The organism is Streptomyces sp. NPDC043726, assembly GCF_056436565.1.
Genome location: NZ_JBWKCI010000024.1, coordinates 57082 through 81388 on the forward strand (window position 1 = coordinate 57082; position 24307 = coordinate 81388).

Consider the following 24307-nt stretch of genomic DNA (forward strand, 5'->3'; position numbering starts at 1 on the left):
GGAAGTCAGGCGTGGACCAGTTCCAATGCCTGCTTCAGGTTGTACTCGGCGATGCCCGCCATGAACGCCCGGTCAGGGAAGTCGCCGTCGAGCAGCCGCAGCGGGCCCGCCGTCAGAGACAAACGCTGCGCGAGCATGTAGAGCGCGAGCCGGTCCTCGTCCAAGCCATCCGCCTGCAGCCGCTGGTAGGCATCGTGCAGGCGGATTCGCAGAAACACGTGCTCCCACTCCACGTCGAAGTACATCAATCCCTCGATGTCGATCGCCACGGGGTTCCCGTCCTCGTCCACGAGCACATGGTCGGGTCCCAGTTCGCCGTGCACGACCGCGTATTCCGCGCGTGGCTGCACCGCCGCCGCCAGGATCAGCAGCCGCTCCTCCAGCCGGTCGCGGGCGGCCGCGATGCGCGAATCGCGCGAGGCCGCCTCGGCAAGGTCCCGCCGCGCACGGACGAGAACCACCCCTTCGCACGACGTGCCGCGCGAGGTCCCTCCTCCGTCGACCACGGCCACTTTGCCGTACGCCGGTGCACGGTGGCGTTGCATGGCCTTCAGCGACTCCGCGAGCCGGGCCATAACCGGAGCAGCAGCTCCTGGATCCCGCGCGAGCAACTTTTCCAGGCTCTCACCCGGAAGGTCCTCGACGATCGCGAGGTCGGCCGGGCAATGAGTACCATCGCGATCGACGAGACGGATTGCTGGAACGCGAACGCCGAGCGCGTCCAGCCGCGCGTGCGCGGCCTGAAACAGATCGAGCCCGAGACCGGGCGAGAACGGGTCGGTGAGGTCGTCGTCCCCCTCCGCCACTGGCCAGTAGTTCTCGGCGCCATCCCATAGGTAGGCGATCGCCGTCGTCGCGTCGTCCATCACCAGGCGGTACACGCCCTTCTTACTGCCGCCCGCGACCCGCTCGACCGCCTCCAGCCGCCGCCCGCCACCCAGCGCGGCCCGCGCTGCACTCATCAACTGCTCCCGCGTCACTGCCCTGCGTGCCACGTTCCGATCCGCCTCTCCGCCACGACAACCCGCGAACTCTACGAGAGCAACGACGTTGGGGCGATTGGTTTAGAGGTCCTAACAAAGGCGTTGGACGTGGCGGTGTGTGATGAGGCAGGTGGCGAGGCCGAGGAAGGCCTCGTGGATGTCGTCCCGTCTCTCCCAGCGGATGCGCAGGCGCCGGAAGCCGTGGAGCCAGGAGATCGTCCGTTCAACCACCCAGCGGAAAGTTCCCAGGCCTGTGCCGTGCTGGTGGCCGCGGGCGGCGATGACGGGGCGGATGCCCCGCTGCCACAGCAGCCGCCGGTACTTGTCGTGGTCGTAGCCACGGTCGGCGAACAGCATGTCGGGCCGCCGCCTGGGCCGGCCCACCACACCGGCCACGGCCGGAACCTTGTCCAGCAACGGCAGCAGCTGAGTGACATCGTTGCGATTGCCGCCGGTCAGCGACACCGCAAGCGGGATGCCCTGCCCGTCGGTGAGGATGTGGTGCTTGCTGCCCCGCCGTGCGCGGTCGACCGGGCTGGGACCGCTTTTGGGCCCCGCCGGGCCGCCCGCACATGGGAAGAGTCGATCACCGCCCGCGACCAGTCCAGCTTCCTCACCGACCACAGCTTGTTCAGCAGCACCAGGTGCAGCTGGTCCCGCACGCCCGCCTCGTTCCACGCGGCCAGGCGACGCCAGCAGGTCATCCCGGAGCCGAAGCCCAACTCCTGCGGCAGGTACTCCCACTGGATCCCGGTATGCAGCACGAACAGGGTCCCGCACAGCGCCTGCCGGTCCGGCACCCGCGGGCGACCCGAGACCAGCTTCGGCGCAGGCTCGGGCAGCAACGGCTCGATCAACGACCACAGTTCATCCGAGACGATCCAGGGCCTCGGCTGGTGCTTCCCCACGACTGCACCAACGAGCCATCGAAGGCGACAGTCACATGATCAACAAACTTCTGTTAGGACCTCTAGAGCTCGTAACACGATCTTATTGAAAAGCCGTGGTTGGCCGTGACCGGTGTGACGATTCGGCCGTTCGGGATGGTGTGACTACCCGGCCGTGGATCGTGGAGGATGACCTGTGGGCTCTGATCGAGCCGCTTTTGCCGCCCTGGCCCGAGCGGTCGCCAGGGCCACGACCGGTGTCAGACCGTCTGTGCCTGCCGGGCATCCTGTACGCGCTGCACAGCGACATCTCCTGGCAACTGCTGCCTCTGGAGCTCGGGTTCGGCTCAGGGCAGACGTGCTGGCGGCGGCTGGACCGCTGGCAGAAGGCCGGGGTCTTCGACCAGTTGCACCGCATCCTGCTCGCCGAGCTGAGCGCGGCCGGCGAGCTGGACTGGTGCCGGGCATGCGTGGACGGCTCCCACATCCGCGCGAAAAAGGGGGCGCCGACACCGGTCCGTCGCCGGTCGACCGGCGGAAGACGGGCGGCAAGCACCCTCTGATCTGCGACGGACCCGGCACCCCGTTCAAGGTCATCACCACCGCGGCCAACGTCAACGACGTCAGCCAGCCCCTCGCCCTCGTCGACGGCATCCCGCCCGTCGTCGGACGCCCCGGCCGCCCGCGACGGCGTCCCGAAGCCCTGCTCGCGACAAGGGCTACGACTCCAACTCCAACCGCCGCGAACTACGCAAGCGCCGGATCCTGCCAGTCATCTCCCGCAAGGGCGCCCCCAACATCCAGGGCCTGGGCAAACTCCGCTACGTCGTCGAGCAGACCTTCGCCCTCCTCCGCCAGTTCAAGCGCCTGGCCGTCCGCTGGGAACGCCGCACCGAACTCCACGACGCCTTCGTCTCCCTCGCCTGCAGCCTCATCTGCTGGAGACGACTCAAGAAGCACAACTCATGACTGTGCTACGAGTTCATAGCGCCCTGTGTCCACGATTCCGGGGCGGGGCGCCCCGGCTGTCAAGGTGCTCGATATGCTGTGCCGAACGAGGATGATTGAGCGCGGTGCGATGCACCACATCAACCCATGCTGATAAGCCGCAGCCGGACCGCCCCGCGGTCAGGGCTGGTCGTACCAGGCAAACGCTGCGATCCGCCAGCCCCCGGAGGTGCGGACGAACTGGATGGTCTTGGTCCCGTCTCCCTCGAACGGTTCACCATCCAAGATCCCGGACTTGCGGTACGCGCCGAACCGCGAGGCGATATCGCCCGCGATCTCTGTCCGTTCAGAGGTCTCCCACTCGCAGAACTCGACCAGCCGGCCGTCGGTCAGCAGCCGCTGGCGAGGCTCGATGAACTCGTCCACGGTGTAGACCGTGAACTCCGGGCCGGTCTTGACGATCACGCCACCCGGAAGAACCAGCCGACGGATCCGGGCCACGTCGGCAGCCTTGCCGCCCCGGTTGTCAAAGGCATCGAAGAACTCGGCGGTCACGACGTCTATCTCGATCTTGGACATGGCGCGACAGTAACAGCGAAGGGGCGCCGGACATCGTCGGTCTCGACAGGCTGCGGAAGGTCGTCAAGGCAGAACGTCGAACGCCAGTTCCAGCGCCTCACAGTCCGCTGGCAGACAGCTCGACCTCCACAACGCCATTCAAGTTCCTCCTGCGCCCCACGGCCCGTCAGAGGGTCGCGCTCGGCGAGATGCTGCTAGACCACTGCTCCCTCTACAACGGTGCGTTGCAGGAACGCCGGGACGCCTGGCGGCACACCTCGAAGACAGCCGTCCGCTACGGCGACCAGTCCGCCCAGCTCAAGGAGATCCGAGCGTTCGACCCCGAGCGGCAGGGCCGCTGGTCGTTCGCCTCCCAGCAAGCCACCCTGCGCCGCTTCGACAAGGCGTTCGCCGCGTTCTTCCGCCGCGTCAAGGACGGGCAGACACCTGGGTACCCCCAGTTCAAGGGCGCCGGCCACTTCGACACCGTCACATTCCCCAAGGACGGTGACGGCTGCCGCTGGAACTCCACTCCCCACGACGCGACCACCCGCGTCCGGCTGCAAGGCGTCGGACACGTCCGCGTGCACCAGCACCGGCCCGTGCAGGGCCGCGTCAAAACGATCAGCGTCAAGCGCGAGGGGAACCGCTGGTACGTCGTCCTCGCCTGCGACAACGTGCCCGCCGAGTCGCTTCCGCCCACCGGGGAAGATCTCGGTATCGACATGGGCGTCGCGCACTTCCTGACCACCTCGGGCGGCGAACACGTCGCCAACCCGCGCTTCCTTCAAGCGATGGCAGACGAGCTCGCCCAAGCGCAGCGGCACCTGGCGACGTTTCCCCAGCGGACCCGGCAGCGCACCAAGCGCCACCGCGCCGCCGCCCGGACGGTCGCCAGGCTGTACGCCAGGATCCGCCGTCAGCGCGCCGACTTCCACCACAAGACCGCCCGCACGCTCATCACCGGCCACGACGTGATCGAGCACGAGCGGCTGAGTACGGCGGGTATGACCAAGAGCCCCGCGCCCAGGGCCGACCCCGAGCAGCCCGGCGGCTTCCTGCCGAACGGTGCTGGCGCGAAGGCGGGACTCAACCGCAGTATCCTCGACGCGGGTTGGGCGCAGTTCCTCGCAATCCTGGCGAGCAAGGCTGAGAGTGCCGGTCGCCTGGTGGTCGCGGTGGACGCGCGCAACACCTCCCGCACATGCCCCGAGTGCGGGCATGCCGCGAAGGAGAACCGCGCCACCCAAGCGAAGTTCCAGTGCACGGCGTGCGGGTTCGCGGCGAACGCGGACCACGTCGGCGCGAAGAACGTCCCCAACAGGGCCGGGCTGGCCCTCTGCACGGCGGCTTAACCACCGACGCAGGAAGCCCACGCGCTTACGCGCGGGTGGAGTCACGACCAGCAGCCTGACACCGTAGGGATCTCCAAGGGGACCAATTACCCCAGAAACGGGCGACCTGGTCATCAGGCGCTGCTATAAACCCACCATGACCAGCGTGACGTGGGCCAGTGACGTGACCGATGCGGCGGGGGCGGTCGGGGCAATCGCCGCTGTGGTGGTGGGGATCGCCGCGATCTACTGGGGCTACCGGGCCAACGTGCCGCGGCGCAGGGCCGAGTACTCCTTCGAGATCACCCCGCTCCTGACGGGCGGGGTGAGCGACGTGTCCGTATACCGGGGAAGGGAACAGCTCAGGAACCCGCACACCATGACCCTCAAGCTGAACAACGTGGGGCACGGCGAGTTCGAGGCGGCCCATTTCAATGACAGGCCCGTCGAGTTCGCGCTCGGGTCACGCATCGTCGCCAAGCTGGACGAGGAGACCGGGGACCACCGACGGGTCCCGCCCGCGGACTTCACCCATGACACCCTGTACGTCCGGCCGCACGTGATCCACAAAGGCCAGCGGATCACCTACAAGTTGCTGCTGGACGGCCCCGACCCGGTAGTGACACCGCGCCATTCGCTCAGCGGCGAACTCCGGGTCGAGCCGTGGGCGACCAGGGCCGTCCGGCGCTGGCTCGTCGGGATCGTGCTGGCGGCGGCTTGTGTCTGGGGCGGCGTTCTGTGGACGATCTCCGACACCAAGGCGGAGACCCGCTCCAAGGTCCAGGACATCGCGGAAGCCTCGTATCTGGCCGGGATGCGCGACGCGCATCTGCTGTGCCGGCAGTTGCCGGACGGCTGCGCGACCCGGACACCGGCCGGGATGGGCGTCCTGCCTGAGGGGTTCGGTCAGGCGAGGTAGTCCGCGCGTTGCTCGTCGTCGAGTTCGAAGGCACCGTGGGGATGAGGCAGAACGTGTTGCCCGGTCCTGGTCTGCATCAGGTCCCAGAATGCGGCGGCACTCACCCCGAACATCCACCTGGTCGGCCCAATTCACTCGGTCAATCGTGCTTGCCGGACCCAGCGGAATGGGGCGTGAGGGGGCGGGTCAGGGCGTCGGCGATCGTGTCGACTGCGGCCCGGAGGCGGAGGTGTTCGGCGCCGGTGACCTCGTGCGCCGGCCGGTTAGAGGGCGTCTGAAAAGATGGTCAGCGGGCTGATCTCGCGATGCGCCGCACGAGGAGCATGGCCACGGTGAGGTAGCGGGCTTTTTCCGAGCAGACGAGCAGGTGCTCGTGGTCCTTCGACAGGCGGCGGCACCGTCCCAGCCAGGCGAACGTCGGCTCTACCACCCAACGGTGAGGGACCACCGCGTAGAGAGGCACTGCTGGAGGCGGTGCATCCGCCCGGGCCCAGGTCGAGCGGGATCCTCCGTCGCGGCGCTGCAGACCTGCACCGTGATGCCGGTGGCCTCCCGCGCCCAGGCGTGGAAGTCGGCGCCGCGGTAGCCCTGGTCCGCCCACACGTGCCGAAGGCGCGGGAAGGCATCGGCAGCCCGGGAGAACAGCACGACTGCGCCGTCGCGGTCGCCGATGCTCGCCGGGCTCACGCAGGCCACCATGACGGTGCCGCGGTATCGACCAGTAGGTGGCGCTTGATGCCGCTGACCTTCTTGCCGCCGTCGTAGCCGCGCAGGCCACCACGCTCACGGGCCCGGACGCTCTGACTGTCCACGATGCCGGCACTGGGCGTGGGATCGCGGCCGACCTGCACTCGCTCGAGCCCGCGCAGCCCCGTCGACGAGGTGCAGGCGACCCTCACCCGGGTCGACCCGGCGACGACCCGCCTGAACCGGTGATCCGCCAGCGGGCTCACCTCGCTCCTGTTCGCCTCTCATTCCCCCTCGTCCTGGCTCGGGACGCAGAGCACCGGGAGGCGGGACAGGTGCAGGAGCTTGTGCGGGGTCGAGCCGAGGAGGGCACCGCGCATCGGGCTCTCGCCCCAGGTACCGACCACGATGAGCCGGCCATCGTGGCGTTCAGCAGCGTCGAGCAGGGCCTGCGCCGGTTTCTCATCAACGAGGTCGACCAGGGTAGGCACACCCGCCGCGTCCGCCGCCGACGCCGCGTGGTCCAGGGCGGCACGGCCGGCCTGGTGCAGTGCCTCGCGATGGGCCCGGTACTCCTCGCCCATTCCGCCGGGGGCCGCCGTCGCGTAGACGAGAACGAGGGGTTCGCCGTAGACGGCCGCCACCTCGATCGCCACCCGCAGTGCACGCAGCGCGCCCGGCGACTCGTCGTATCCGACAACGATCGCCATCTTCCTCAGTGCTCCTTGCTGTTGACGCCGTGGACGAGGTCGGGGTCGGGCACGCCCGGGCGTTCCGACCAGAAGGCCGGGGTGACCACACGCAGGACGATCATGATGACCACCCCCACAAGCGCGATACCGATCCCGATGACCAGCGGCGGGCCCAGACCGAACCAGGAGACGCCGCTGTAGGAGTTCTCCGGGTCGGCAAGGTCGGCGACCGACTCCACCAGCAGCCAGGCCAAAAGCCCCGCGCCAATCAGCGGGCCGAGGCCGACGAGCAGGAAGTGGTGGACGCTCTCCAAGAGATGGCGGCGGTAGTAGACCGCGCAGGCCAGGCCGGTCAGCGCGTAGTAGAAGGCGATCAGCAACGACAGCGCGGTCAGCGAGTCGAACAGGGCGTTCTCGCTGATGAGGTTGACCACGACGTACCAGGCGATGGCGATGCCGGCGACCCACCAGGTACTCACGTCAGGGGTGCGGAAGCGGTGGTTGATGTGCGCGAAGTGACGGGGCAGCGCGTGCCGGCGGGCCATGGACAGCGCGGTGCGCGACGCCGGGATGATCGTCGTCTGGGTGGAGGCCACCGCGGACGTGGACACGGCCAGCAGGACGACCCAGTCCCAGCCGCCCATCACCTCCCCCGCGAGCAGCGCGAAGATGTACTCCTCCTCGTCGGCGTTCTCGGTGAGGTAGGCGGTGCCGGCGTAGGCGACGACCGCGTAGGCGACCGACACGTACGTCACCAGCAGGATGACCGTGGACCAGATGCCCGCTCTGCCGGGGGCGGTCGCCGAGTCCTCGACCTCTTCGGTGAGGTTGACCGCAGACTCCCAGCCCCAGTAGATGAACACGCCCAGCAGCAGCGCACCGGTCAGAGCGGCACCGCCGGGGCCGAAGAAGTCCAGCCAGGTGACCGACGGGTCGATGGAGTCGAGAGTGCTGGTGTCGGCGTAGACGCGGTAGAGCGCGACTACGGCGAAAGCGATAAGGCAGAGGACCTGGGCGAGGATGAGAACGTTCTGCACCCTCGCCGACAGTTCCGTGCCGATCACGCAGACGGCCGTCATGACGAGGATGAGCAGCACGGTCAGCAACTGCCGTACGAAATCGTTGTCGACCCAGCTGTCCAGGCCGAAAGCGAGCAGGGCGAAACTCACCGCGACGTCCGCCAGTGAACCGACCACCAGGACACCGGTCATCGCGATCGCCCAGCCACCGAGCCAGCCCGCCCACGGGCCCATCGCCCGGGTCACCCAGGAGAACGTCGTCCCGCAGTCCTGATCAACCTTGTTCAGGTAGTAGAACGCCGACGCGATCAGCAGCATCGGCACAAACGACGCCACCAGCACACCGGGCGCATAGATGCCGACCAGCGCGACGACCGGACCGATGACCGCCGCCAACGAGTATGCCGGGGACGTGGAGTTGAGCCCGATGACGAGTGCGTCGAGGAACGTGATCGCGTTCGGCTTCAGCCCCTCCCCTTCGGGCGGGCGGGCTTCGGCGGTGACATCGGCCAACTTCGGTCCCTCGCTCCGGCAGCTCGCGGGTCAAATCCAAACACCACAGGGCTCAACAAGGAGCCAAGGGACTTTCTACGCTATACGGACACATCGAGCCGTCTGCCCGGGCACACCCCGCCGCGAGCCCCACCCGGTCAGCAGACCCAGGAATGGGACAGGACGGCAGCGCCCCGCGGCCGAACACCCCCGCGAAGGCACTGGTCCGCCAACCGGTGCATGTGGGCGATCGGCGCCCCGTGGACCTCGAACACGTCACTGTCGCTCCAGGCGCAGGCCATGACCGCTCCAGCCGCCAGCAGCACCCGCCGACGATGCTCCTGTCCTCAACGTGTTGCGAGGTCAGCCGGCCGCGGCAGAGCCGCGAGGCTCGCCGAGAAGACGGTGTCCAGCTGCGGGCACAGGTGATCCATCAGCCGCGGTAAGGGTTCTGATACCGGGCGGTGAGGGCCTCGCTGAGTGGGCTGCGGACGGCCGAGTCGGCTCGGGCGCCATGCGCGCTCCTTCCAGTGCCGATGTCACCTGCCTCACTCAGGTGAGGCGCCCTCGGCCACCGGCCCACTCCATTGCATCGGCCTGCACCGTCTTCCTTCCCGCTGTTCTGCGCCAGCAGGACGTTCTCCCCCATCGCCTGAGCCACCGGCCAGAGACCCGACTCGTACCCCGCCCCTCGCCGCAGCCGCAGCCGCAGCCGCAGCCGCGGCGACCTCAAGATCTCAGCGCCGCTGTCGCGAACGGCTGGAGGCGAGGCGGCGCTGCACGCACCTCACCCGCCATGCCGCGTGGACCGTCACCGCGGCCGGCCCCGCCGCTCCAGCGCCGTTCCGTGGCCCTCGTCGGGCCAGGTCGAGGAAGTGGAAGACCAGGGTGGTGGCGGTCACCATGGGCGGCGGAGGGGATGAGGCCCGCGGTGTTCACGGCCGCCAGAGCGAGGAAGCCGACAAGGAACCGCGGCATGGGCTTCGGGCGGCCTTCGCAGGTTTGACACGTCACTGCCGCCGCAATGCGCTCTCAGCCGTGGTCACGGAGGCTGGAGCGAGGTGCGTGTGCCCGCGGCGGCGCCGCCGTCGTCTCCATCCGCCAGATGTTCGGCCGCGTCCCGACGCGCTCGCGGACCTGATCCGTGCACAGGCGGACGAACTCGGCATCACCCCTGCCCTGCCCGCCGACACCGCCGCCCTGACCCTGCTCAGTCTCGGCATCGGGCTCGGCGTCCAGCGCGCCTTCGACCCAACCGTCCCTGTGCAGCCCATCGTTGACCTGCTGCGCAGCGTGATGAGCGGGCGCCCCTGAGGGCGCCGATGCCCCTGCGCCAAGGGTGCGGGCACCCGGTTGGGAAGGGCGAATCGAAGGCCGGCGGGGCGAAGCCGTAGCGCCGAGGGGCGGGCATGAGCAAGGGCCGGCCACGGAAGGGGGAAGGTCACGAGGGGCTCGGCGGTCGGATCCATCCAAGGGACCGCTGAACGGCTCGCTGCCAGCAGTCGTACTCCCAGTCCCGCCGTTCGGGGTCCATGTCCGGCAGCCACTGGGCGGCCCGGTGCCAGTTACGGCGCAGGATGGCCAGATCCGGCCAGTAGCCCACGGCGAGGCCGGCGGCGTAGGCCGCGCCCAGGGACACCGTCTCGGCGACCAGGGGCCGGACCACGGGCACGTCGAGCACGTCGGCCAGGAACTGCATGAGCAAGTGGTCGGACGTCATGCCTCCGTCCACTTTGAGCTCCTTCAGGGCGAGCGCGGAGTCGGCGTTCATGGCGTCGACGACCTCTCGTGTCTGCCAGGCGGTGGCCTCCAGGACGGCTCGGGCCAAATGCCCCTTGGTGATGTAGGAGGTGAGCCCGACGATGACGCCCCGGGCGTCGCTGCGCCAGTGGGGTGCGAACAGGCCGGAGAAAGCGGGGACGATGTAGCAGCCGCCGTTGTCCTCGACAGTGCGCGCCAGGGTTTCGATCTCGGGTGCGCTGTTGATCAGGCCCAGACGGTCACGGAACCACTGCACCAGCGAACCGGTGACGGCAATCGGGCCCTCCAGGGCATAGGCCGTGGGCTGCTCGGCGATCTTGTACGCGACGGTGGTGAGCAGCCCGTGCCGGGAGCGTACGAGGTCGGTACCGGTGTTCATCATCAGGAAGCTGCCGGTCCCGTACGTGCATTTCGTCTCGCCGGGAGAGAAACAGGTCTGTCCGAACAGAGCCGCCTGCTGGTCGCCCAGGGCCGCCGCGATGCGCACGCCCGGCAGCACCGTGCGGGCCTCGCCGTAGCTCTCGGCCGAGGAGCGGATCTCCGGCAGCATCGCACGCGGGACCCCGAAGAACTCCATCAACACGTCATCCCAGGTCAGCGTGCGGATGTCGATGAGCATCGTACGGCTGGCATTGGTGGCGTCGGTGATGTGCAGTCCACCGTCCGTACCGCCGGTGAGATTCCAGATCAGCCAGCTCTCCATCGTGCCGAACAGCACCTCGCCGTCCCGGGCGCGCTGCTCCAGCCCGGCGACGTGGTCGAACAGCCAGCGGATACGGGGTGCGGAGAAGTAGGTCGAGGGAGGCAGACAGCAGCGTTCCAGGAAGAACTCGTTCCCAGGCCGGATCCTCAGGTCCTCCACGAGCGGCGCGGTGCGGGTGTCCTGCCAGACGATCGCCCTGCCCAGCGGAACGCCGGTCCGCCGGTCCCACAGCACGGTCGTCTCCCGCTGGTTGGCGATCCCGACGGCGGAGATCTGTCCGGGGTCCAGGCCGGCGTTGGACAGCGCCTCGGGCACGATGCGTTGGAGATTGCGCCAGATCTCGACGGCGTCGTGCTCGACCCACCCGGGCCGGGGGAAGTACTGCTGATGCTCCCGCTGGGCGACCGACACCAGCCGTCCGCTGTGGTCGAACAGAATGCATCGTGTGGAGGTGGTGCCCTGGTCGATGGACATCACATACCGTTCAACCATGATCGGGCCTGCTTTCCGAGGGGTCACTCAGGCGCTGGGACCTACCACCGGGCCGCGCCCAGGTCTCTGGAGATCGCCCGTGCCGCTTCCCGCAGCAAGGTGATCAGGGCCGGTTGAGGTCGGCCTTTGGTGTCGCAGATCCGCTCGACGGGGCCGGAGACGCCGATCGCGCCCACCACGAGACCGCCCTGCCCCCGGATCGGTGCGGCGATTCCGGCTTCGCCCATGCTCATTTCCTGCACCTCGGCGCCCCAGCCGATGTCCCGGATCTCGTCGAGCGCCCGGTTGAGGTCGTCCGGGAGGACCAGGGTGTGCCGGGTGTAAGCCTCCAGTTCGGTCTCCAGCAAGGGGACGACCGGCGCGGTGCCGAAGGCCAGCAGGACCTTGCCGAGCGAGGAGGCGTGCAGCGGCAGCAGCGCGCCCACGTCCAGAGTCTGGAGGGTGTCGTCCGGCCGGAACACGTGGTGGATGACGAGCACTCTGCCCTCCAGCGGCGTGCCCAGTCGGACGGTCTCCCCGCTGCGGCCGGCCAGGGCGTCGGCCCAGTTGAGGGAGCGCGAACGCAATTCATTGACATCGAGGTAGCTGGTGCCGAGGTGCAACAGCGCCCCGCCGAGCTGGTACTTCCCGGTCGCCGGGTCCTGCTCCACGAAGTCCACGTGTTGCAGCGTGCGCAGAATCCCGTGGGCTGTGCCCTTGGCCAGCCCGAGGGACGAGGCCACCTCACCGAGGCCCAGCCGCCGGGAACCGCCGGCAAGCAGACGCAAGATCGCTGCCGCCCGTTCTATGGACTGGACCGGGCCGGTCATGAAGCGATAGTAGTCCGATTTCACCCCGAATTAGACCAGCGTTCGGTAATGCCGACCGCTGTTCGTTGACCGGCCCTATGTCCCTCCTTAGCGTGTCTTTACGCCCGGCTCTCGGCCGGGCCGCTTGCCTGAGGAGGACCCATGATCATGGCGCAGCTCGACACCGCGCCTCCCGGGGAGGTGGAACACATCCTTCCGGTGCCGCACGCCCCGGGGGCGGTCTCATCGCTACGTCGACATGTACGCGCGGTCCTCACCGACTGGACGCTGACGGGCGACGTCCTCGAAGACGTGCTCCTGGTGGTCTCGGAACTGCTCACCAATGCGATCGTGCACGCACTGCCGCCGGCAACGCTGAGGCTGACGCGGGGCTCGATGGATCAGCACGGCGTCGTACGCGTCGAGGTCACCGACACCGGACCTGCGGCTCCGGCACACATGCCGGCAGCTGCCTGTGACCCGGACGAGCACGGCCGAGGTCTTGGCATCGTCACCACGCTGTCGCTTCGGTGCGGCGTGCGAGCGCACTCCGGCGGGACCACCCGGTGGGCAGAGGTGTTCGTGGGGTGCGGCGGGTCTGGCGCAACCGCGGAAGGCATCACCGGGGGGTGACGGCAGGTCGGCTCGCTACCACAAAGCCTGAGCTTGACTCTGTCGGGGATCTTGGAGTTTCGCGATGCGGATGCGGGTGCAGGGCCATCGGGCATGCTCGGGTAGTTCCGTCGGCCGATGCAGCTGTCGACCAACCTGCTGGAGCGCCATTCGGCCACGCTCTCGCGGACTTTGTCGGTGATGGTGGAGATGGTCTGGCGGGAGACGTCGGCGGGCGTAGGCCTCGGCCAAGTGGGCCTGGACCTCGCCGGTGGTCAGGCCCTTCGCGGCCAGCGAGATGACCCTCTCGTCGACGCCGGTCAGACGCGTTCTCACTGATCATCGATGCATTTTCCATGATCGGGAGTTACACCGAACGTCTTACCGTCCCAGGAAGCCGTCTCCTTCCCAATGACGAGGTCCTCCCGGGCGGCTTCGACGACTTCGTTGGTGACCGTGGTGATCTGGTTGCCGACCAGAATGCGCGTCGGAGGCAGCGGCGCCTGACGCGGGCGAGGGACGTACGGTGACGGATAACGGGAGTTGGGGGGTCGCGCCGGACGGGCGGACGGCGCCACCTGCGCACACGTCAGACTCCTAATCACGCCTCAGGTGACGCCGGATGGCGCCTGCGCGAACTGCTTGTCCCGCGGCTGGCCCTGGGTGCGACTGCGCTTGTGTGTGACGTGCGGGATGGTCGGATGCTGCGACAGTTCCCGGGGGATGCGCGCGCACGAGCACTACACGCGGAGCGGGAACCCGGTGGTCCTCTCGCTGGCTCCCGACGAGGACTGGGCGTGGTGCTTCGTCGACCAGGTCTTCCCCCGCCGCCTCTTCGGTGCGGGAGCCCGGCCGCATCACGCCGGGACGGCTCCCCGGCCCCGGACCAGGCGTCCCAGAGCCCATCGTGCCGGACCGGCGTACGCCGCGACCGCGAGGGCCGGTCCCTCGACGCACAGGATCGCGACCGACCCGGTCGCTCGGGCGACGACGGTGTGGTGCAGCCGCAGATGTACGGGGCCGAGCGCGACCCGCCACACCCACTGCCGTCTTCGCACGTCGACAGACTCCACGACGAAATCAGCAGTGACGCCAAAGAGCGAGACCACCTCGCCCCGCATGCCGCTCCGGAGTCGCTCACCCTCGACGCGCACCGCTCTGATCTGCGGCGACCACGTCGGCCAGCAGGCGGGAACGACGTACCGGGACCAGACGTCCCCGGCGAGAGCCGGACCGGAAGCCCGCAGAGTCACGACGGCCATCGGGACACCACCTCGCACTCGACCGCGCGGCCGTACGCTGCCCGTGCATCGACCGTCGGGTGCGGTGCCGGACAGATGGACTTCGCGAACGATATCCGGAAATGCCCACTTGGGGGGACATTCGTTCCGGTGCAATGACTGATGGTCGTCGGTGACTGCGCGCCAGGGAAGCGCTCAGCGAGCGCGCCCGCGTGGCCGCTCCCGGAGCGAGCGGCTCTGTGGGCGAGCGCCGAGCTTCTTCGGCGCTTGACGGGGTACACCCTGCGAGGAGAGCGGGCACCGGCATCAGGGCCCGCGTACGCACTAGTGAGAAGGCGATATCACGCGATGGCCGATGACGCGTACCTGTTCCTCCTGCCCGAACGGCACCCTCGGATCGGCACGTCGCTGGCCGCGGTCGGCGATCTGGAATGCTCCGAAACCCCCGCGGTCCACGGTTGGCTGCAGGCCCACGGTGTCTCGGCTTCCTCGGAGGAGGTGCGGATTCTCCCCTTCGACGCCGAGGCGTTCATCCCCGAGGACTCCGAACGGCTGCCGATTCCCCTGAGCGAGGACGAGGCGGTGCGGGTGGCACAGGAGTGCGCGCCACAGTCGGTCACCGACATGGAGAAGGAACTGCTTCAGTTCGCCGAGACCACGCAGGACTGGGAGGGCCTCGTCCACCGGGCGCTGAACGCGGGCATCCCGGCGCCGCGCATCGCCCGGCTGACGGGCCTCGACCCACAGGAGATCGGCCGCCTGATGATGTGATGGCTCCCCGGCGAGCGGCCCCCGGTCCTCCGCCGAAGTGACGGTAAGCGATATTCCTCGTCCCGGAACGCGAACAGTTCCCTGATCGTCGGGTGGCGAAGTGTCAGACCCCATCCTGACAACTGTCCGTCGGAGTTCGGAATGTTCCATGAGCACGGAACCTTCAACTGGCGTGCGCCGGGCACGTGCGATCGGCGGTGGGCTCGCTTTCGAAGGCATCTCCGCCGCTTCAGCCCACGTCACGAGGTTCCGATACGACTAATCCGTTGTCGAGGACCCCTTCCCGACGCCGGCCAACGGGACATCGTCCACGGCTGGGCGCCAGACAGACCTGGCGGGCAGCGCCGGTGTCCAGGCGACAACTCCCCGACCCGGCCAGGCTCAGCGGATCACAGGAAGACGTCCAGATGACCTGCCGCGCTGAGTCTCTCCACAGCGCGGCGGCCCGACAGCTTGAGGCTAGATTTCCATGCGCCTGTTCTCGTGGCTGACAAGGCTGGTGTACTCAGCAGGGCCCGGGGACAGTACGGAGAACTGTCCTGCGGGCAGCGCAGGCGTGCGCTGCCCGGGTTGTCAGTACCACCGCGATCGCACCTCGTCCGACCCAGCTCGTGAGGTCTCCCTGGTAGAGGCTGCGACGAACTCGTAACGCCCTTGCTGGCGTGCAGCGGCTGGTCGGGGGTTCTGTTGAGTAAAGTGCCGCTGCCAAGATTCACGGGCTTCGCCAAAGTCATGCAGGGATGAAGCTCGGCCACCAAGGTGGGACATTGCCCGGGCACGACGGCGCGGGGTAGGAGTCCGGCATGCCAAGCCATGTGACAAGGAACCAGGTGAACCACAGGGTGAAGATGAGCCCCGCCGTCAGGGCTGTCCTGCGATGACGTCTTCCGATGGCGCTGTGCAGGATCACCCACGAAACCGCAGCAGCGATCCATATGAGAGGGACAAGAAACAGCAAGGCCATGCCATTGGTTACGCCGTTGCCGATGTCACATACAGCCCATGCATTCCCAATGGCAGCAGTGGACACCACCGCGGTCAGTCTCCCGAAGAGGACCCCCAGGCCAGTTCCTCTGAACCGGCGGCTCGGAGGACTTGACGGCTCTGCTCCCACGAGCATCTCCCCTCCTCGCCGTAGATGCGGAGAGTACCAACGTGCCGAAGCACCCAGCTGGCGTCCTGGCCTGCCCTGACACCGGTCAGTCGCTCTTGGGTTTCCGAAGCCGTCGCCAGCAGATGAGGCTGCAGGCTAGGGAGGCGAAGGCGTCGTGCAGCTCGGTGCGGCGTTCCATCGAAGGCAAGGCGTTTGACCCGGTGGAGCAGGGCAGAGGCTCCGAGCGTCGGGCCGCCTCAGCCGGCGGCGCGCTCCAGGGCCGCCTCAAGGTTCATGTGCCGGGTGGTGCGCGGCAGGGTGACCCAATTGTCCGCCCGCAGGTCCCACCACCACGGTGTCCCGCGCCCCAGCTCTGTCAGTCCGGTCAGGGGTACCACGGTCAGAGTGGACGACCCTTCGGGCAGGTGATGCTCGCTGACGACCCCCACGGCCAGCGCACCCAGCCGAGGGTCGTCGCTGAGCACGACCGCCCCGGACATGCCGCGCCACTGTGAGCCTTTCCTGCCGGGCGCCCCTTCGGGCGTCGACTGGGTCCGGAACTCCAGCAGGCCGCGCCGCAGATGGGGTCCCGTTGGGATGACGCCGTTGATCTGGCTGCTGTCGCGCAGGGGCACGTCGGTGCCGGACTGCGGGTGCTCGTTCCAGCCGGGGTAGCCCATGGCCCAGCACTCGACCAGCGCGGTCCGTCCGCGGTCGATCCGGGCGTACCGGACCGCGGGCAGGTCCGTGAGGGAGGGATGGTCGGCGAGCCGCAGGACGGCGAGGTCCAGTGCGGGGCCCGCGGCAAGAACCTCCGCCGTCAGTTCGAACTGGTCTCCGCGCCGCACGCTGATCACGGCGTCCACGGAGCCGTCGGTGAGGACGTTGTGCGCGGCGGTGAGAACCAGCCAGGGGCCCGTCCGGCGTCTGCGGAGGACTTCGACCGCGCGCTCGGTGGGGGCGGTTACCTCGGCCGTCCGGGTCCCGGGTCAGGGCTTGGCGAGAGAGTTACTCGTGACGCGCACCGACCGGCCCGTGCGGTCGGTCGGCGCCTCCAGCGTGATCAGGACCCGTTGGATCTCCTCCCTGCGGTACTGGCCATCGCCGCCCAGTTCCAGCACCCAGAACTTCGCGCGGCCCGAGCCCGTCGCCTGGTGTGTGACCCCCACACTCAGCTCCAGCTGCACCTCGCCGACACCGAAGCGGAAGTCCGCCTCCGAGCCGGCGGCGACGGCTTCGACCAGTTCCTCCCGCAAGGCGGCAATGGTCTCGGCAAGCCCAAGGTTCCCCACTGTGATCACCCGTGGCTTGTTCTGTGTCGGCACGGCGCCTGGCGGCCGTCGTGACGGAACGCGGGCCGCGGACCGGACGGGTCCGCCACCGTGCGGGACGAGTAGTCCCGGGCAGACGGCGGGTCACGTGAGAATCCCCGGAAACCCACGGCGCGCCGCGTGCCGTGGTAGCGCGCTGGGGGCCCAAGCGCGCCGCCCGTGCTCCACCCGCACGCCCCCGCCGTGTTGGAATACGCTCACCGCGGCCTGCCAAGGGCGCTCCGATCCGGTCGCCGATGGCGGCCGCACCGTCACGATCCGGGCCACCCACGCCTGACGTCCATGGCGGCAGGGTCAGCGTCTGCCCCTGCGTAGCCAGTTCTGCACCTTGCCGGGCTCGGGAAGAACCCCGGTGAGCTTCGCCGGGCCGCCTGCCCCGTGCCATGGCCCGGCACTGTGCGGTTCAAGATCCTTCAGACGCGCCTGCCACGGACCGTCAGCCATCATCAGGTGGACGATGACCGGCCCTTCCGGCAGCGGCACCGTCTCCCGCCGCTTGCCGATCTCGTTCACGGAAGACCCCACGTCCGGGAGCGTCGTCGGGTCGTCGTGTCCCGCGAGTTCGTAGACGTAGATGATGAGGTTCTCGCTGCCGCGGTAGCGGATGGCGAAGTCCGCCGTCCCCCCGGTGTGCAGCAGGACATCGGGGCCGAAGCCCTCCATGTCCGCCTCCGACAGATGCCGGGCCGCCGCCAGCGGCTCCACCTTCAGCCGCCAGGGCCCATCTGCCCTCAGCCTCAGCCGCAGCCGCCCGCTGCCGGGAACCATCGCGATCACCCGGCCCCGGAAGTTGTCCTCGGTGCTGTTGATCAGGCTCGATTCCTCCTTGTTGAACCGGGTGAGGGGCCACAGGCCGGTGTACGCGTTGCTGGCGTCTACAGCGAGATCCACCACTACCGGGCCCGGCGGCAGCCCGTTCACCGTGATCACCTCACCATCGCGACCGGACTGGCTGTAAGGCTCGAAGACAGGACCGAAAGACCACTCCGGCACGCCCGGCCCACCCGCAGGCCCAGGCGCCGGAACGGGGCCGGGCGCGGCGGCCGGGGCGTTCACGACAGGCGGCATGCCGGTCGGCGGCCACAATGGCTCCGCCGCCGGGGCCGCCCGGAACGGTGCCAGGGCGGAAGGCTGCTCAGGCCCCGGGGCAGGCGCCTGGAAGGGTACCGGTGTACCGGGCTGCTCAGGCCCTGGAGCAGGAGCCTGGAACGGCACGGGAGCCGGAGGCCCGGTCGGCGGCTGGAACGGCACCTGAGCCGGGTTCAACGCCTGCGCGGACTGAGCCTGAACAGGGGAGGCCGGAGCGTCATCGGCGACATCGACGCCGTGGTCCGCCGCCAGGCCGGCCAGCCCGTTCACATACCCCTGACCCACCGCACGGAACTTCCAGCCTCCCGCCCGCCGGTACAACTCCCCCAGCACCATCGCCGACTCACTGCCGGCATCCGTCACCTCATACCGCACAACCGAGGTGCCGTCCGGCGCGAACGCCTCAACCGACAACCCCGCGACGTCCCGCATCGCACCGGACTCCACCGAGGTGGCCACCAGAACCCGGGTGATCTCCCCCTCCACCGCGGTCAGCCCCGCCTCCACCCAGACGGTGCCGCTCTCCTCTGCCAACAGCCGCACCGCACCCGAAGGATGGACCGGCGCCCCGTGAAACACGATGTCGCCGTCCCCCCGGACCCGGCCCTGCTCCGTCAGCAGCAGAACCGCGACATCAACCCCGCCCCTCACCGCAAGCCTCAACGGCACCGACGGAACGAAGGCATTGCCCCCCTTGATCATTTCCCCTCCCCAAAAAGGATCACCCGAGGATCTTGCAGCCCTCACAGCCCACAGGACAAGGCCCGCAGACAACCCACCCCGGCCGGGGACACGCGCTATACCACAACTGCCTGGCCACGGCTTTCCAATGACACATCCCCCCGCCGCGCCGACCTCCGCCCTCACCGTGCCGCATTCCCCGCCGAACTCAACGACGTCACCAGCTCCCTGACCGCCGACTCCGCGACAGCCAACGCGGCCGGGGGCAACCTCGGGCCGGGGGCAGCAACCCCCGCCCCACACATCTCCGCGATCCCGGCCCTCGACCCCGGCACCGGCGTCACCCGCAAGAGATTCATCCTGACTTCGCAAAGACACTTGCCGAGTTCCGACTTGCCGCGCGCCACGCACTTGATGCCGAGTGACAAGACCGCCAGCGTGCCGACCCTCCGCCCCACAAGCTCGCGGAGCAAGATCCGCCGCCGGGTACAGCGCGACTCGAACAGCGCATGCAGCAGCTGGCCGCGCTGCACCCGCCGGTGTCGACTGCTGCAGGCACAACAACGCGACGGCGCCTGGCCCATATAGATCCTTCGCTGCACCTCGGACACCGCACGATGCACGCGGCGGTGCAGGCCGCCAGGAGCACGAACATCCACTAGCGCGGCACGATGGAGTCGGCGACGGCGAAGACATCCGCCACTGTGAGGAACTGTCGCTCGCGCGTTGAAGTCCGGAGAACGAAGGGGCCGAACGCGCAACGCCGACCTTGGTCGTGATGAGCAGTCCGTCCGGGTAGGGGTGCAGGGCCTCAGCCAGCAGGTCCTCGTTGGCTCGCCCGCCATACAGATACGCGGTGTCGATGAGGGTGACGCCCAGCTCGACGGCCCGCCGGGCGATGGCGAGCGAGGTCTCACGGGCCGGGCTCGGCTCCGTCGGCAGGTGCATGGCCCCGAATCCGAGCCGCCCTACCGTCAGATCCCCGTCGATACGGAACGCAGTAGATGTCACGTGTGTCCCCCTCACTCAAGCGGAAATCACTCAAAGGGCAACGCCAGCAGCGCAGTTGGCCCCCCACCTCGGTCCGCAAGCAAAGAACGGCCGCCGACCAGAGCAGCAGATTCCTGATCGAAGAACTGATGCCCAGAACAATCCGCCAACCAGTCCTGTGGTGGGGGGCAGGCATTCGCACTCATCAGGGCGCCACGGCCGGACCTGACGCGACAGCACGGCAGTGCGCTGCGCGCCAGCCCCGGCGCGGACGCCGGTCAGTCGAACGGTGTCAGGAACTGCTTCGGTGTCAGTGCGCGGTCGACGATGCGGGTGTCGCCCATCCATCCGTAGAAGCCCTGCCCGAACGCCTCGTCGAATTGGGTGGCGCCCAGGGTGAAGGGCTTGCCCAGAGTGGCGATGCCTGTGGAGGGCTGGGTGGGATTGCGGGCGATCTTCGAGCCGTCCACGTAGAGGACCGTGCGGCGGCCGTCGTTGACGACGGCGATGTGCGTCCACCGTCCCACCGGCAGCGCGTGACTCCACGAGGTCGGATCGGCGTCCTGCCGCTCGGGATAGACGACGAACTGCACGAAGCGCTCCGGCGAGAGGTTGAGGCTGCAGGTGGGCTCCAGCGGCGACCAGCCGGTGGTCTTGCCCGCGTCGCCGTTGCGGCCCTGCCAGCTCAGAATGCCCATCCACGCGTGGTCGCCCTCGAAGGGTTCGGGCAGCCGTATGAACGTCTCGATGGTGTAGCCGCGCAGGAACTTCTCGCTGTTGAGCGGCGCGCGGGGGCCGGTGGTCAGGATGGCGCCGCGGTCGGGGCTCTTGCCGCCGTCGAAGCGCAGGCTGGCGTGCGCGGGCTGGCCCGGGTGGTGGTCGGCCGAGACGGTGAGGGCCTGGGTGGCGCTGTCGTGGAGGCGGCTGACGGTCAGGTCGTTGCCGTGGCCGGACAGGTCTCGTACGACCGTCCCGTCCGGCACCGGGGCTCCCGCCGCCGGCAGGGACGCACCGGCAGTGTCGAAGCGCCAGTAGGCGAGGGTGCCGCGCACGAGGACGTCGGCGGCCGGACGCGGCTTCGGCAGAACGGGCGGGGCGAAGCCTGCGAAGCGCTCCTCGAAGTCGATCGCGAGGCTGAACCGGTCGACAGGGCCGGACAGTTCGAGCGTCTCCGCCTCCAGAGGCGTGCGGGCCTGCGGGGCGCGGGTGAGGAACCAAGGGGCGAACGTCTCGATGTCGATGACGTTGCGCACCAGGTCGAAGTGGTAAAGGCGGATCATGGCCGCGCCGCCGTAGTAGCGGTCCTGGTAGTTGGTGATGTGCAGGTGGACATCGTTGTCGGCGTCATTCTTCAAAACCGTGCGGCCAGGCGGCCAGTAGTGCCCGCCGAGCGCCAGGAAGATCTGGTCGTTGCCCTTGACCAGGGCGTCCCACATGCGGGTTCCGTTGTCCGACAAGTGGGCGGTGCCGTCGTCTTCCGCCCACACGAGGTCATGGGTGGTCAGAATGGCCGGCACCTCGGGGTGGGCGTCCAGGACGTCCTGCGCCCAGCTCAGGCCCGCGGCGGACACCCGCCAGTCCAGTGCGAGGACAAGCCAGGAACGGCCGGCCGCGCGCAGCAGGTGGTAGCTGTTGTAGCCGTCCGGGGAAGCGCCGCCGAAGGTCGGGGCGGAGGAGAAGCGGTGCGGGCCGAAGGCCTCGAGGTAGGGCGTGTCGCCGCGCTGATCGTCGCCGGAGTCGATGTCGTGGTTGCCGGCCAGGACGCTGTAGGGGATGCGGCGGTCAATCAGAGCGAAGGTGCCCGAGGCGAGGTCGATCTCGTCGCGGGTGCCGTGCTCGGTGATGTCACCAAGGTGGGTCATGAAGGCGACGTTCGCCTCCTTGCGCTGGGAGAGCAGGTAGCGGAACGTCGCTCGCAGCGGTTCGGGATCGGCGCTGTCCGCGTCGAACAGGTACTGGGTGTCCGGCAGCACTGCCAGCGCGAACCGGGGCGCCTCGGTGTCGAAGCGGCCCTGACCGCTCGCGTCGGCCGCGTGGGCGGGAGCGGCGCCGGCCACGAACGCGGAGCCTGCGAGAGCGCCGGCCGCGGGAACGGCCACGGCCGTCTTCAACAGGGCCCGTCTGTCAGGGAGATGAGGGGAAGGTGCGTTCACGGCTGCTCCTGGGACTGGCGTGCGGGCAAGAGGTCTGGACCGCACTGTTGTGGGAAGCCGTGACCGCGCCGGGTCACCGAGCTGAACGGCACGCGACAGGCAACCGGCGGGCAGAGCGCGAAACCGGGCCCCAGGGCGAGGCGGGCTGAAGGATGCGCGATGCGGCAACGCGAGTCGCTCCATGCCGCGCCTGCCGGGATAGACCTGGGCGAAACAGCACCTCAACCTCACGATCAAGCCGATCAGCCGCCCCAAGGACGGCTCCGGCTTCGTCGTGTTGCCCCGCCGCTGGGTCGTCGAACGCAGCCTCGCGTGGATGATGCACGCCCGCCGCCACGCGAGGGACTACGAACGGCTCGTCCAGCACTCAGAGACTCTGATCACTTGGGCCCCCTTCACCTTCATGAATCGAGGCCTCTCCCAGAAGGGAGCCACCCCCAGCTGGCCAAGGAAGCCGACACTGGCCGGCTGATGCTGCCAGGCACCTGATCAGCCGGGCAGCCGCCTCAAGGCCACGTCCCTACTTCGAAATCTGTCGTCACAGCAGAGGCCGTGAGCAGGTCACTTATGATCATTGCGGACGGAACACTCACTCGCAGTGAGTGATGATCCCATCGGCTTGGGGCCTGCCATGATCAAAGAGTTGCTTCAGGAACTCATGTCGACCGCGTTCGGTGGCTGCAATCCGAACGACGGATGCACTGATGCCGAAGCCACGGCAGTCGGAGATCGCTTGGGGATCAGCCTGCCGGACGCATTGCGTGACTATTACGCTGCCGCAGGCCGTCACCCGGAGCTGATGGGCATGAGCGGCCACGAGCACACCCTCCGGGTGACGGCTCCCGAGCACCTGGGTGTCGAGGACGGACATCTGGTCTTCTGCGGGGAGAACCGATGGCCTGCCCAGTGGAGCGTGCGCCCGGATGATGCCGACTGGCCCGACCCCAGGGTCTATGGCCGAAGCGAGCCGGGCGGGAAGTGGTACAGCGAATCCCGGAGACTGTCGTCCTTCCTGATCAATGTTGCTGGCAGGCAGGCCGTGAGGTCGCTGCCGCACCAGGCCACCTGCCGGATCCGTGAGCAGCAATTGGGGATCGTCGCGTCACTGCTCAGCTACGTTGGGTCTCGCGAGATGCAAAAGGGCGGTGACTGGCTGAGCTTCGTCGACCCATCGCGTCGCATTCTGGCCACTTACTCCTACAACACCGCCTCTTTGCGCGTCGCGGCCGTGGACCACACCGCACTCGAATCCTTGCACGAGCGTTCAGGTCTGCCACTCGAAGCGGCATGAAGCCGGGAATCGGCTACACACGCTGACGCGGGCTGCTCCGAGAATCTGTGGGTCTGCTCAGGCCCGCCGCTGTTGCGGCTCCGCGATCACGCCTGCACAACGACGGTCCCATCCTGAATACATCGTGCCGCACGAAACACCAGACCAGAAACACGCTCTCAGCTTGTCGTTTAACGTCGGCTCGAAGTGAATGTGCTGGACTGGCCGGGGTGACATGCTTCGCGACATGGAGTCGCACACGAGTCACACGAAGAGCTTGCCGCGTCTGGGGAATGTCTGTCCCGATCTCGTGAAGGACGTCGCTACTCTGCTGCGGGAGGCGTCTCCAGGAGATCCGATCGCAGACTCGATCGCGGACTTGCCCTTCCATGGTGTCTGCCGTGGCTACGTGCTGACCGCTCCAAAGGGAGCACCTACTCCGTCAGTCATGGTGCTGGAGCGGGGAGATGAGGCGGTCTTCCTAGTGGGCATTGATCCGTCCCACTCAGTTGTCACCTGGGTGGACGTCCTCGACGGACGAGACTTGCCACTCACTTTGCTGGGATAGTCGTGCTGCGTCTGGGGTTGGTTCCCTTCTGGTGGTGAGCTGGGCGGGTGTACGCCTCACCGGTCGCGAGGACACGGCCCAAGTCGTGGCGGATGGCCAGGCGGTGGTTCTTCGAACCCGGCGGTCGTCCTGGCCCGGGCGGGTCGGTTTCGGTCATGTCCCGTGAGGTGGTGTAGTCACGGCAGCTGTTTCGGTTCCGGTTGTCGGGTGATCTGCGCTTCGGGTTCAGTTGGCTTGGTGGTGAA

19 protein-coding genes and 5 pseudogenes are annotated in these 24307 nt (G+C 68.4%); 9 read left to right on the forward strand and 15 right to left on the reverse strand.

What is annotated here, in order from left to right; all coding sequences use genetic code 11:
* Positions 1 to 5: 5 nt before the first annotated feature.
* Together AC068Z_RS41050 and AC068Z_RS41055 are read right to left on the reverse strand one after the other, a co-directional pair.
* Positions 6 to 962 carry a phosphotransferase family protein gene (locus AC068Z_RS41050; protein ID WP_478568472.1) on the reverse strand — a complete coding sequence of 319 codons (957 nt, stop codon included), beginning with the start codon at positions 960 to 962 and terminating at the stop codon, positions 6 to 8.
* A 111-nt stretch (positions 963 to 1073) separates the two neighbouring features.
* Positions 1074 to 1864 (reverse strand): IS5 family transposase gene (locus tag AC068Z_RS41055; protein ID WP_478568523.1). Its coding sequence is split into 2 segments (ribosomal slippage): positions 1074 to 1543 and positions 1543 to 1864, totalling 792 coding nucleotides; the frame shifts between segments, so codons are not numbered across the junction.
* A 185-nt stretch (positions 1865 to 2049) separates the two neighbouring features.
* Between AC068Z_RS41055 and AC068Z_RS41060 the strand changes: the two are divergent.
* Positions 2050 to 2839, forward strand: a pseudogene (locus AC068Z_RS41060) (IS5 family transposase).
* A gap of 159 nt (positions 2840 to 2998) precedes the next feature.
* Here AC068Z_RS41060 and AC068Z_RS41065 read toward each other — a convergent pair.
* Positions 2999 to 3397, reverse strand: coding sequence for a nuclear transport factor 2 family protein (locus tag AC068Z_RS41065; protein ID WP_478568475.1), 399 nt, complete (start codon positions 3395 to 3397; stop codon positions 2999 to 3001).
* Positions 3398 to 3504: 107 nt separating this feature from the next.
* Between AC068Z_RS41065 and AC068Z_RS41070 the strand changes: the two genes are divergently transcribed.
* On the forward strand, positions 3505 to 4731 hold the full coding sequence (locus AC068Z_RS41070) for an RNA-guided endonuclease InsQ/TnpB family protein (protein WP_478568526.1): 1227 nt from the start codon (positions 3505 to 3507) through the stop codon (positions 4729 to 4731).
* 136 nt (positions 4732 to 4867) lie between these two features.
* On the forward strand, positions 4868 to 5629 hold the full coding sequence (locus AC068Z_RS41075; RefSeq protein WP_478568478.1) for a hypothetical protein: 762 nt from the start codon (positions 4868 to 4870) through the stop codon (positions 5627 to 5629).
* Positions 5630 to 6312: 683 nt separating this feature from the next.
* On the opposite strand, the gene AC068Z_RS41080 is transcribed toward AC068Z_RS41075, so the two are convergent.
* The 3 genes from AC068Z_RS41080 to AC068Z_RS41090 are packed head-to-tail and all read right to left on the reverse strand — an operon-like array spanning position 6313 to position 8540.
* A complete protein-coding gene (locus AC068Z_RS41080; RefSeq protein ID WP_478568481.1) occupies positions 6313 to 6582 on the reverse strand; it encodes a transposase in 270 nt (89 codons plus the stop codon).
* A gap of 18 nt (positions 6583 to 6600) precedes the next feature.
* Positions 6601 to 7026, reverse strand: coding sequence for a universal stress protein (locus AC068Z_RS41085; protein ID WP_478568484.1), 426 nt, complete (start codon positions 7024 to 7026; stop codon positions 6601 to 6603).
* A gap of 5 nt (positions 7027 to 7031) precedes the next feature.
* Positions 7032 to 8540: an APC family permease gene (locus AC068Z_RS41090; protein ID WP_478568487.1), complete on the reverse strand. Its 1509-nt coding sequence runs from the start codon at positions 8538 to 8540 to the stop codon at positions 7032 to 7034.
* An 867-nt stretch (positions 8541 to 9407) separates the two neighbouring features.
* Between AC068Z_RS41090 and AC068Z_RS41095 the strand changes: the two genes are divergently transcribed.
* Positions 9408 to 9833 (forward strand): hypothetical protein, encoded by a 426-nt coding sequence (locus AC068Z_RS41095; RefSeq protein ID WP_478568490.1) that lies wholly within the window; start codon positions 9408 to 9410, stop codon positions 9831 to 9833.
* A gap of 127 nt (positions 9834 to 9960) precedes the next feature.
* Here AC068Z_RS41095 and glpK read toward each other — a convergent pair whose 3' ends face one another.
* A complete protein-coding gene (glpK, locus tag AC068Z_RS41100) occupies positions 9961 to 11475 on the reverse strand; it encodes a glycerol kinase GlpK (protein WP_478568493.1) in 1515 nt (504 codons plus the stop codon).
* Positions 11476 to 11516: 41 nt separating this feature from the next.
* Positions 11517 to 12284 carry an IclR family transcriptional regulator gene (locus AC068Z_RS41105; RefSeq protein WP_478568496.1) on the reverse strand — a complete coding sequence of 256 codons (768 nt, stop codon included), beginning with the start codon at positions 12282 to 12284 and terminating at the stop codon, positions 11517 to 11519.
* Positions 12285 to 12425: 141 nt separating this feature from the next.
* Here AC068Z_RS41105 and AC068Z_RS41110 point away from each other — a divergent pair, with 141 nt between their 5' ends.
* Positions 12426 to 12896 carry an ATP-binding protein gene (locus tag AC068Z_RS41110; RefSeq protein ID WP_478568499.1) on the forward strand — a complete coding sequence of 157 codons (471 nt, stop codon included), beginning with the start codon at positions 12426 to 12428 and terminating at the stop codon, positions 12894 to 12896.
* A gap of 131 nt (positions 12897 to 13027) precedes the next feature.
* Here the strand turns inward: AC068Z_RS41110 and AC068Z_RS41115 are convergent.
* Positions 13028 to 13202, reverse strand: a pseudogene (locus AC068Z_RS41115) (transposase); the annotation flags it as partial.
* 285 nt (positions 13203 to 13487) lie between these two features.
* On the opposite strand from AC068Z_RS41115, the pseudogene AC068Z_RS41120 reads away from it, so the two are divergent.
* Positions 13488 to 13679, forward strand: a pseudogene (locus AC068Z_RS41120) (UBP-type zinc finger domain-containing protein); the annotation flags it as partial.
* Between the two features lie 53 nt (positions 13680 to 13732).
* Here the strand turns inward: AC068Z_RS41120 and AC068Z_RS41125 are convergent.
* Positions 13733 to 14137: an SRPBCC family protein gene (locus AC068Z_RS41125; RefSeq protein ID WP_478568502.1), complete on the reverse strand. Its 405-nt coding sequence runs from the start codon at positions 14135 to 14137 to the stop codon at positions 13733 to 13735.
* Positions 14138 to 14464: 327 nt separating this feature from the next.
* Between AC068Z_RS41125 and AC068Z_RS41130 the strand changes: the two genes are divergently transcribed.
* Complete coding sequence (locus AC068Z_RS41130; protein ID WP_478568505.1) at positions 14465 to 14887, forward strand: DUF6003 family protein; 423 nt, start codon at positions 14465 to 14467, stop codon at positions 14885 to 14887.
* 1350 nt (positions 14888 to 16237) lie between these two features.
* Here the strand turns inward: AC068Z_RS41130 and AC068Z_RS41135 are convergent.
* The 5 genes and pseudogenes from AC068Z_RS41135 to AC068Z_RS41155 all read right to left on the reverse strand — a co-directional run bounded on the left by AC068Z_RS41135 (position 16238) and on the right by AC068Z_RS41155 (position 22224).
* Positions 16238 to 16888 carry a trypsin-like peptidase domain-containing protein gene (locus AC068Z_RS41135; RefSeq protein WP_478568529.1) on the reverse strand — a complete coding sequence of 217 codons (651 nt, stop codon included), beginning with the start codon at positions 16886 to 16888 and terminating at the stop codon, positions 16238 to 16240.
* Between the two features lie 81 nt (positions 16889 to 16969).
* Complete coding sequence (locus tag AC068Z_RS41140; RefSeq protein WP_478568507.1) at positions 16970 to 17305, reverse strand: trypco2 family protein; 336 nt, start codon at positions 17303 to 17305, stop codon at positions 16970 to 16972.
* Between the two features lie 300 nt (positions 17306 to 17605).
* Positions 17606 to 19267, reverse strand: coding sequence for a TerD family protein (locus AC068Z_RS41145; RefSeq protein ID WP_478568532.1), 1662 nt, complete (start codon positions 19265 to 19267; stop codon positions 17606 to 17608).
* A 582-nt stretch (positions 19268 to 19849) separates the two neighbouring features.
* A pseudogene (locus tag AC068Z_RS41150) lies at positions 19850 to 20107 on the reverse strand (aldo/keto reductase); the annotation flags it as partial.
* 242 nt (positions 20108 to 20349) lie between these two features.
* On the reverse strand, positions 20350 to 22224 hold the full coding sequence (locus AC068Z_RS41155) for a LamG-like jellyroll fold domain-containing protein (RefSeq protein WP_478568510.1): 1875 nt from the start codon (positions 22222 to 22224) through the stop codon (positions 20350 to 20352).
* Positions 22225 to 22426: 202 nt separating this feature from the next.
* On the opposite strand from AC068Z_RS41155, the pseudogene AC068Z_RS41160 reads away from it, so the two are divergent.
* Both AC068Z_RS41160 and AC068Z_RS41165 read left to right on the forward strand, forming a co-directional pair.
* Positions 22427 to 22739: pseudogene (locus tag AC068Z_RS41160) on the forward strand (transposase); the annotation flags it as partial.
* Between the two features lie 83 nt (positions 22740 to 22822).
* A complete protein-coding gene (locus AC068Z_RS41165; RefSeq protein ID WP_478568513.1) occupies positions 22823 to 23515 on the forward strand; it encodes a hypothetical protein in 693 nt (230 codons plus the stop codon).
* Positions 23516 to 24307 lie beyond the last annotated feature (792 nt).